At 46.7% G+C, this 6600-nt stretch carries 4 protein-coding genes and 1 other annotated feature; of the genes, 3 read left to right on the top strand and 1 reads right to left on the bottom strand.

What is annotated here, in order from left to right:
- The 3 genes from TY10_RS22910 to leuA form a co-directional block, all read left to right on the top strand.
- Positions 1–1371, top strand: a 1371-nt coding sequence (locus tag TY10_RS22910; protein WP_042168785.1) for an S-layer homology domain-containing protein, incomplete at its 5' end; no start/stop codon positions are given.
- 333 nt (positions 1372–1704) lie between these two features.
- Positions 1705–2241 (top strand): DoxX family protein, encoded by a 537-nt coding sequence (locus tag TY10_RS22905; protein ID WP_420329427.1) that lies wholly within the window; start codon positions 1705–1707, stop codon positions 2239–2241.
- 221 nt (positions 2242–2462) lie between these two features.
- Positions 2463–2734, top strand: a binding site (T-box leader).
- Positions 2735–2807: 73 nt separating this feature from the next.
- On the top strand, positions 2808–4472 hold the full coding sequence (gene leuA / locus TY10_RS22900) for a 2-isopropylmalate synthase (protein WP_042168783.1): 1665 nt from the start codon (positions 2808–2810) through the stop codon (positions 4470–4472).
- Between the two features lie 151 nt (positions 4473–4623).
- Here leuA and TY10_RS22895 read toward each other — a convergent pair whose 3' ends face one another.
- Positions 4624–6378 carry a methyl-accepting chemotaxis protein gene (locus TY10_RS22895; protein ID WP_042168781.1) on the bottom strand — a complete coding sequence of 585 codons (1755 nt, stop codon included), beginning with the start codon at positions 6376–6378 and terminating at the stop codon, positions 4624–4626.
- Positions 6379–6600 lie beyond the last annotated feature (222 nt).

The following is a 6600-nucleotide window of genomic DNA, read 5'->3' as shown; positions in this document are numbered from 1 at the left end:
GTATACACGCTAGTCGTAACGGATGCAGCAGGGAATGAAGCAACGGTAAATTTCAAAATTGAAATAAACAAAGGCGGTAGTTCAGGTAGCAATGGAGGCTCCGGTACTACAGAAAGCACATCAACCCCAGAAGTTTTACTTAACTTAGGTAAGAAGTCAGAAAAAGCAGCCAAAGTAGTCGTCACTACAACGGATGGGAAAAAAGTAACAACAGTCATCCTGGAGGACAATCAGCTAAAAGGTTTGTTGAAGGAAGCAGGCAACAATCCGGTTATTACGATTACGATTCGTAACAATTCGGATATCGTCAACTGGGAGATGGATGCAGCACTCCTGCAAAGCTTAGAGAGCAGCAATACAGTCATCCAAGTGAATACAGAGAATGCTGTATATACCCTTCCCGTAGTACAAGTTAACATTAATAAATGGCGTGAGCGATTAGGGACTGATATCCCCTTGAAGGAGATGAAGATCAAGGTAAAGGTGATTCATCTTCCTAATTCGGCATTTGTATTCGAGAATTCGGGTAATGGACAGGTTTCACTTGTTGCTCAGCCAGTAAGTTTTTCTATTATGGTGTCGTATGGGAACAAGGAGTTAGAATTGAATCAATTTGATACTTTTGTAGAAAGGCGCATTGCATTACCCCCAGGGATAGATCCTGGACGTATTACGACGGGAGTAAAGCTTATGTCCGATGGTACGATTGTTCATATCCCGACGAAGGTAGTGCGTGAAGGAGGACGATATTACGCCATCCTGAGTAGTATGACCAATAGCATCTATGGACTTATTTATAATAAAAAAACCTTTAATGATATATCTAAGCATTGGGCTCAAGAAAGCATCAATGACTTAGCATCAAGACTCGTCATTAATGGAGCAGACGAGCAGCGGTTTTTACCGGATAATGATATTACGCGCGCAGAGTTTACGGCTATTATGATCAGAGCATTAGGACTAAGCTCAGCGAACAAGACCATTCATTTTAAGGATATAGAGGAGAAAGCATGGTATTATCAAGCAGTTCAGATCGGATATTCTTATGGACTGGTTGATGGATATAGCGAGGGTTCCTTCAAACCTAATGAGAAGATTACTAGACAAGAAGCGATGGTTATTCTATCGAGGGCAATGAGGCTTGTGGAGCTCAATAAGGAGATAGGCCTTGCGCAGCAGCAAGAACTAGTTAACAAGTTCGGAGATAGCGAGCATTTGGCTTCTTGGGCTCGTCAAGCTGCAGCGTTAACGATTGAAGCCGGCGTTATTGGCGGTTACAATGGTGAACTGCGTCCTCAGCAAAATATTACAAGAGCGGAAACCGCAGCAATTATTCAGCGATATCTTCAAAAAGCAGAACTCATTTCATAAAAAGATACTATAGATTCAAACATCGGCGAATTGTGGTTTTGCACAGCCACGGTTCGCCTCCACCAAACGGATTCTTTTGAGAGTTCACAGTATTGTGAAATATTTCACATTCAAATCAATTAAGGTATGTTATATTAAAGGTGCAAGGAGAAAGCAATACATAACAACAAGAAGAAGGGAAGAATGTATCATGGCAAATCACATTCAAAAGCGTTTCTGGTTCCAGCGATCTAGTCTTTCTGTGAATCCTAGTTTATTGAGTAAGAAAGAAGTTAAGGTATCTTTTTAAGATAGTATGTGAAAAAAATCACAATAATATCGGAGATGATTATCATGTTTGCATGGTTAAGAACTAATAAATATGTTGCAATTGTTATGCTCTTCGTTCGTGTTTACCTCGGTTATCAATGGATCGGAGGGGGCTGGCATAAATTAACGGGCGGATTCGATGCCACCGGGTTTTTGACAAACGCAATCAATAACCCGATAGCCGATAAAACGACTCATGAATTGGTTTATCCGAACTTTGTATACTTCATCGAGCACTTCGCGATGCCGAACGTAAAGCTCTTTAACTTTATCATCCCACTCGGCGAATTCCTTGTGGGCATCGGATTGATTCTCGGGGGATTGACGGCTGCGGCAGCCTTCTTCGGACTCTTAATGAACTTCATGTTCATGTTCGCTGGCACGCTAAACACCAACCCGTGGCTTGTTCTTCTCGGAGGAATCGTGCTCTTTGCAGGTACCAACGCAGGACGGTATGGATTGGACTACTACCTGCTCCCGCTATTGCGTAAAGTACTCAAGATTAAGAAGCTTGATGGAGACGGAAAAATGACTCCTGCCGGCACTGCAAAAGCCCATTAACTCATTCTCTCCAAGCTAAAAAACGAACCTCCTCGTGCGATCTATACGATGTGGGGTTCGTTTTTCGATTTTCCGCTATAAAATCCACCCATTAAGCACATGCTTAGTTTGATGCCGGGAAGTTACCAGTAAGGATCGAAAATAAAATAGCCGTTTAGCGCGTCAGAGGACTTGCTAAGACAGCCGTTGTAGTATAGCATAGAGGTAACGTATTTATATTTCTAAAGACTACGAAGAGGAATAGTAAAGCTTTCCATGCGTCCAGAGAGCTGTTGGTCGTTGCGAAACAGTCGCGGAAGAAGCTTGAACTCGCCTTGGAGTTGCTCGCTGAACAAGTCAGTAGGCGGAGCCGGATTCCTGACCGTTATCATCAGGAGGTATGAGATTTGCCGCTGCCTGCAGCCTGCGAATTTCTATCTGTAGAGTGCATGCCGTAACAAGCATGAATTTCGGAGTGGTACCGCGTAAGATGTTCAAGTCTTTCGTCTCTGTTTAAGGAGATGATAGGCTTTTTTTGTTTATTTATAATTCACACCATAACGACCATAGGGAAGGGAAGACCACCGATGAAAAATGTTGAGAAGTACGCCAGAGGGTATTATATGCCGCCGCAAACCAGCCTGAAATGGACGCAAAAAGAATACGTCACCGAGGCACCGATCTGGTGCAGCGTTGATCTTCGTGACGGCAATCAGGCGCTGATTGTGCCGATGAACTTGGAGGAGAAGCTGGAATACTTTAAAGTTCTCGTCGACATCGGCTTCAAGGAAATTGAAGTAGGATTTCCAGCCGCATCGGAGACGGAATTCACCTTCCTGCGTATGCTGATTGAACAAAACTTGATCCCAGAAGACGTTACGATCCAAGTGCTGACTCAATCACGGGAGCATATTATTCGCAAGACGTTTGAATCCTTGAAAGGCGCTCGTAAAGCGGTTGTCCATCTGTACAACTCGACTTCGCTGGCACAGCGGGAGCAGGTATTCCGCAAGTCTAAAGAAGAAATTATCGAAATCGCCGTGACTGGCGCGCAGCTGGTGAAGCAATGTGCAGAGGAAACGGAAGGCAACTTCCAATTTGAGTATTCGCCCGAAAGCTTCACAGGTACAGAAATTGAATTCGCGCTCGAGATTTGCAACAAGGTACTGGGTGTTTGGCAGCCGACTGCAGAGAATCCGGTTATCATTAACCTGCCGGCAACCGTATCCATGTCGATGCCGCATGTGTATGCCAGCCAGATTGAATATATGAGCGAGAACCTGAGTTATCGCGACCATGTCATTCTGTCCGTACATCCGCATAACGACCGGGGCACAGGCGTGGCTGATGCCGAGCTGGGCATGCTGGCTGGTGCACAGCGCGTAGAAGGTACGCTGTTCGGCAACGGTGAGCGCACGGGCAATGTTGACGTCGTTACGCTTGCACTGAACATGTATTCGCACGGGGTTGATCCGAAGCTGAATTTCGACAGCCTGCCGGAGATTCTGGCCGTGTACGAGCGGTTGACAAAGATGCGCGTAAGCGAACGTCATCCATACGGCGGCGAGCTTGTCTTCACAGCTTTCTCTGGTTCTCACCAGGATGCGATTGCCAAAGGCATGAAATGGCGCGAGGAGAAAGATCGTGAGCATTGGTCGGTACCTTATTTGCTCATCGATCCGAAGGATATCGGAAGACAGTATGAAGGCGATATTATCCGTATTAACAGCCAATCCGGCAAAGGCGGTATCGGTTACGTGCTGCACCAGAAATACGGCCTGGATCTTCCGGCTAAAATGCGCGAGCATTTTGGTTATGTTGTGAAGAACGTATCCGATCATCAGCAAAAAGAACTGATGCCGGAAGAAATTTACGATATTTTCAAAAATGAATATGTGAACTTGCGCACACCTGTAGAGTTCGTCAAGTATCGGATCAAGGAAGACGATAATGAGTTCGAAACGATCGTGACCATTCGCGTCGGCGGCGAGACGAAGGAAATTACGGGTAACGGCAACGGCAGGCTGGATGCTATCAGCAATGCGTTGCAAACCGAGCTGGGCTTCGATTATTCAGACTTGTTGTATACCGAGCATGCGCTTGAGACGGGTTCCAAATCGCAAGCTGTATCCTATATTGGCATTAAAGCGACAAACGGAACATCCTATTGGGGCTGCGGCATCGACGCGGACATCATGGTGTCCTCTGTCAAAGCGTTGTTCAGCGCTGTAAATCATCTGATCGGCGAATAAGCTGATCTAACAAAGAACACTAATTAACACGCTCGGGCGAGTTGTGGTTTTGTACAGCCACAGTTCGCCTCCATCAATAAGTAGAACCCCGACCTCACGAGGCCGGGGTTTTTGCCTTCTCTTTTGCTTCCTCAACGATATCCGGGGCAACCTACAGCTTGAATTTCAGCACCGCTTCTTCCAAACCAGTTGTCCGGGTCTCAAGCTGCTTGGTCGTATCGGCAATGCGTTCCGTAGCCTTCAGCTGTTTGGCTGACATCGATTGGACCGCTGTCGCGTTTTCTGCAGCCATTACGGAGATTTGAGAAATTTGCTCGACAGATGCAGCGACTTCCTCAGAGCCGGCCGATATCTCCTCTGCAGCTGCCGTTATATCTTGAATCTGGCCATTGACGATGAGGAACCGGTCAGCCGTATGGTTGAACAGCGATTCTACTTGATTAAACAGCTCTGAGCTTTTCGTCATCTCATCGCTTTCCTTCAGCATCCATGCTCCGATTTGTGAGGATTCCTGCTGGATTTGCTGTAGAAGTGAAGTAATATGCGCCGTGGAAACCGAAGAAGCTTCCGCCAGCTTGCGCACTTCACCGGCAACGACGGCAAAGCCCGAACCATGCTCGCCTGCTCTAGCCGCTTCAATTGAAGCGTTAAGCGCAAGCAGCTTCGTGAGGTCAGCAATGCTTGCAATGGATTGAAGGGCAGGCTCGATCTCTAGCATGTAAGTATTCAGCGCTTGTACAGAGATTGTTGTCTGCTCGACGACCTGAGACATGAAAGCGACTTGCTCCTTCAATCCATTAATGGAGCTGCGACCGTGCTCCACCGTATCCAATGCTTCACCGGAAGCATTGGATACGTCGGCGGAAGCCTCGGATACCCGTTGGATGGCAAGCGTGATTTCCTCCATCGATTTTGCGCTGTCTTTGGACGCGATACGTTGGTGCTCGGCTCCATCCGCCAGTTCCGTCATGGATTGCTCAAGCTGCTGGTTTAAGGAGACCAGTTGTTGTACCTCCAAGCTAAACTGCTCGGTGGAATGGATGAGATCATCCGTCGTTTCCTTAATATTGCCGAGGACATCTCCAAGAGTACCTCCCAGCCGCTCTAGCATTTTGTTCATAGCGGAATATGCCTGTCCGATTTCATCACTGGACTTCACGTTTCTAGATAGCAGGAGCGCCTTCGCTTCTGCAAGATCGCCGCGGGCTGTAGCTTCCGCACTGCCTACGATAAGACGCAAAGGCCGCAGAGAATGGGACATGAACCACGCGATCAGAATAAAGATAAGCAAGGTTAAGCTTCCCATTAAGATGAATAAGGGGATGCTATTCTTCATGATTTCCTGATGAATCGTGGCTGCAACCGATACATTGGTATCGATCCCCAGCATACCGATAACCGCTCCATTGGAGTCGCGAAGAGGTGTATAGGAAGAAATGTAATCTCCGTACTCGGGGTTGCGGATCACGTCAGTCTTCGATGATTTCCCGCTCAACAGCGCCTGAACAGAGGCATTGGGCACATCCGTGACTTCCCCGATCGGCGATGCGGAATCCGATCCTCGCGGCTGGCCGTCAATGAGCAGAATAGATTTCTCTTTGTCGTCGATCATAAAGGTGTATACATACTGCGCGCCTATCTGCGAGCGGAATTCATCGATCTCTGCGCGAATGCTCCAATACAGGTCGTTCTCTTTGGGATCTTTCAGAAACTCTTTGTAGGCGTTCAAGTCGAATCGTTGCGCATAGGCTTCGGCAACATGAATACTGAAGTTGCCGATCGTTTCATTGCTAGCCTTTTTGGTGTTCTGGATTTGCATGTAAATGAAAGTGGCGGACAAGATGATAAGCAGCACCAGAATACTAATGGATAATTTTACTGCCAGGCGGTTTTTAAGTTTTAGCATGAAGCCGTTCCTCTCCCCTAGGTCTCCTAGTTCCCCTGATTGTCAATCGACACTAACCTCAAATGTTGCTCGATACTCTCCATTCCATTATCCTACAATTTCCTTTGTTAGTTGTCGACAAATATCGTCATCTGTACAATTTGCGACCAGTGAATCACAGCTTGCTGATTAGGTTATTGCTGGGCTGGGTATCATGTTCAATTGAAAGCTTCTTATGTAAAA

The sequence above is a fragment of the Paenibacillus gorillae genome, from assembly GCF_000513275.1.
In the GTDB taxonomy this organism is placed as follows: domain Bacteria; phylum Bacillota; class Bacilli; order Paenibacillales; family Paenibacillaceae; genus Pristimantibacillus; species Pristimantibacillus gorillae.
This window is presented reverse-complemented; position numbering and strand designations above follow the sequence as displayed.

What these genes read in the sequence shown, in the direction of transcription:
- TY10_RS22905 (WP_420329427.1), top strand. Translation starts at nt 1,705, where the DNA reads ATGTTTGCATGGTTAAGAACTAATAAATATGTTGCAATTGTTATGCTC.
- leuA (WP_042168783.1), top strand. Translation starts at nt 2,808, where the DNA reads ATGAAAAATGTTGAGAAGTACGCCAGAGGGTATTATATGCCGCCGCAA.
- TY10_RS22895 (WP_042168781.1), bottom strand. Translation starts at nt 6,378, where the DNA reads ATGCTAAAACTTAAAAACCGCCTGGCAGTAAAATTATCCATTAGTATT.